Origin of the sequence: Rubrivirga sp. (genome assembly GCF_049648075.1) — a bacterium.
GTDB lineage: Bacteria > Bacteroidota > Rhodothermia > Rhodothermales > Rubricoccaceae > Rubrivirga.
The window spans coordinates 1-3,070 of the sequence record NZ_JBARYR010000734.1 but is presented as its reverse complement, the minus strand read 5'-3'; the positions used below and the strand labels follow the sequence as shown (position 1 = coordinate 3,070).

The following is a 3,070-nucleotide window of genomic DNA, read 5'->3' as shown; positions in this document are numbered from 1 at the left end:
TCGCATAGAAGCGTCGTCAACGTCTCGTCCTCGAGGTCGGTTCGCGCGCCTGCGGAGCGGTGTGTGCAGACGGGTGTGCGAGGGCCGTCCTCGAGGCCGCCGACGCCTCTAGATTCCGTCGTCCCCCTGTGCCCTTGTTTGTGACCGCTCGCGACCTCCACGTCGTCACCGCGCCGGCCCTCGAGCCCTTGTTCGAGCGGTTCTCCGACGCCATCGAGGCCGACCCGCTCGACCCGCTCCAGCGCGAGACGGTCGTGATCGCTCGGAACGCCGGGCTCCGTGCGTGGCTGACCCAGGCCCTGGCCCGGCGACTGGGCTGCGCCGCCGCCCTCGACCTGCCGGCCCCGGTCTCTCTCGTGATGCGATACGCGGGGCTCACGATGGACACTCAGCCGTACGAGGCCGGGCCGTTGGCGTGGCGCCTCCAGCCCGTCCTCGATGCGATCCGCGACGGCGAGACGGTGGACCCGGTGTACGCGCCGCTCCGCGCCTACCTCGACAAGACCGGAGGCCAGACGATGCCATTGGCGCGCCGCGTCGCCGCCTTGTTCGACGACTACCAAACGTACCGGCCCCACGTGCTCCAGGAGTGGGAGCGCGGCCGAGATCCCGTTTCGGACTTTTCGCACGGCGCGTGGCAGGCCGAGCTGTGGCGGACGCTGCGGCAAGACGGTCTGCCGGACCTCGCGAGTCAGTTCGTCGCCTTGGAGGAACGCCTGAACCGCGCCGATCCGGGGCTCGGGCTCCCTCCGCGCGTCTCGGTCTTCGGCGGCCTGGTGTCGCCGCCGGCTCACCTGCGCATTCTGGCCGGGATGGCGCGGCACCGGCCGGTCACGTTCTACACCGTCACGCCAGGCGATCACCCTCGGACGGATCCACACGAGCACCCGCTGCTCCGCGCCCTCGCAGGCCGGACGCGGGACTACTGGCATGTGATGGCGGAGATCGGCGCGCCGCTGCCGAAGCGGTTGTCGTGGTCGTCCTCGAGGACGGGCGGCGGTGCGGCGCTGGGGGCGGGACTCAGCATCGAGGTCGGGCCGGGCGACCCACCGGGTCGCCCCTACAGAGAGGGCGAGGTAGAGCCGCCCTCGAGGCCGGGTGCAAGCACCTCACCCCCAGCCGTCATCCCCGCGGAGGCGGGGATCCAGAGTGGCGAGCGCGGTGCTACCCACGCTCTGGATTCCCGCCTCCGCGGGGAGGCCTCGCACGAGAGAATGGGTCCGACCTCGAGGACACAATCCGAGTCGCCGCCCTCGAGGACGAGACCCGACCTCGAGGACGCGTCCGCGCTGCACCAACTCCAGGCCGCCCTCGCCGGCGACGTCGTCCCGACGCCCGTCCCGCTCGACCGCGCCGACCGCTCGATCCGCGTCCACGACTGCCACTCGCCCCGGCGCGAACTCGAGGCCCTGCGCGATTCGCTCCTCGACGCCTTCGCCGAGACGCCCGACCTGCGCCCGAGCGACGTCCTGGTCATGGCCCCCGACCTCGAGGTCTATGCGCCATTGGTGGACGCGGTGTTCGGGGCCGAGGACGCAGCCGACGGACTGCGGCTGCCGGTCCACGTCGTCCACCACCCGCACGCGCCGGCGCTGCGCGTGGTCGAGGCGTTCAAGAAGGCGCTGCGGATGCACGACGGGCGCGTGACGGCGAGCGAGCTGCTGGACCTGTTGAGCTACCCGGTCGTGCGCCAGGCCGCCGGGATCCGCGAGGAAGAGATCCCGCGCCTGCGCGGTTGGGTCGCCGAGGCCGGCGTCTGCTGGGGGCTCACCGGCGAGCGGAAGGCCCGGTTCGGCCTGCCCGACGACGACCTGCACACCTGGCGGTTCGGCCTCGACCGGCTGCTGCTGGGCGTGATGACGGGCGCGAGCGACGGCTTGGTGCTGGGCCACGCGCCGTGCGACGTCGCCGGCCTCGATGGCGCCGACTTGCTCGGCCGGTTCGCCGAGTGGGCCGAGGCGCTCTTTTCGAGGCTCGACGCGATCGACCGGCCGCGAACGCTCGCCGACTGGCCCGCTCAACTGCTGCTGTTCTTGGACGCCGCCTTCTCGCCCCAGGCCGACGAGGAGGTCGAGGCCGTCGTCTTCCTGCGGACCGTGATCGCCGGGCTCGGGGACCTGCACGATCTGGCTGAGGCGCCCGAGACGGAGATCTCGTTCCGCGCCGTCCGCTCGCACCTCGACGGCGCGACGGCCTCGATCGAGACGCGCGAGCCGGTCCTGACCGGCAAGGTGACCGTCGCCCACCCGCTCGAGCTCCGCCACGCGCCGTTCCGCGTCGTCGCGTTCTTGGGACTCAACGACGGCGTCTGGCCGCGCGTCGAGGCCGCGCCCGGCTTCGACCTGCTCGCCCACGCCCCCCAGCCCGGCGACGCCTCGCCCCGGGAGACCGAAAAGCAACTGTTCCTCGACGCCGTCTTGTCCGCCCGCGACCGTCTCATCCTGAGCTACGTCGGGCGGAGCCAGAAGGACAACGCCGAGCGCGCCGCCTCGGTCTGCTTGGACGCGTTTCTGGACGCGGCTCGACAACACTGGGGGGACGACGCCCGGCACCTGGTCGTCCGCCACCGTCTCCAACCCTTCGCCGACGACTACTTCCGCGTCCTCGATGGGTCCGGCCTCGAGGCCGATTCTGTTCCCCTCGAGGTCGGCGGCGACGGCGCACCCGTCCTGGCTTCGTCAACCTCGCGGTTCGAGGCCGCGCCGCTCCGGCCGAGCTACGCCGGCCAGCACCGCGTCAAGTACACGACCTCGACGCCGCCCGCTCCGTTCCTGGACGGCTCGCCCCTACCGACGCCCGAGGCGAGCGACGGGACGCCGGAGTTAACGCTCGCCGAGCTCGCCGACGCCTGGGCGCACCCGAGCCGCTACACCGTTCGCCAGAGACTGCGCGCGAGCCTCGACCTCGATGACGACGCCGTCCGCGACGACGAGCCGGTGACCATGAACGGGCTCGAGCAGTGGCGCGTCCGGCAAGCCTTGCTCGATGCGCTCTTGGACGGCTTGGAGGGCGACGACCTCGAGCAACGGTTGCTCCGCGAGGGCGTGTTGCCCGGCGGAGCGCCCGGTGC

General features: G+C 72.2%; 1 protein-coding gene. It reads left to right on the top strand.

Features of this window, described 5'->3' with window-relative positions; all coding sequences use genetic code 11:
* Positions 1–140: 140 nt before the first annotated feature.
* Positions 141–3,070 (top strand): exodeoxyribonuclease V subunit gamma (locus tag WBA11_RS19380; RefSeq protein WP_424522272.1); only part of this gene is annotated, 2,930 nt, incomplete at its 3' end.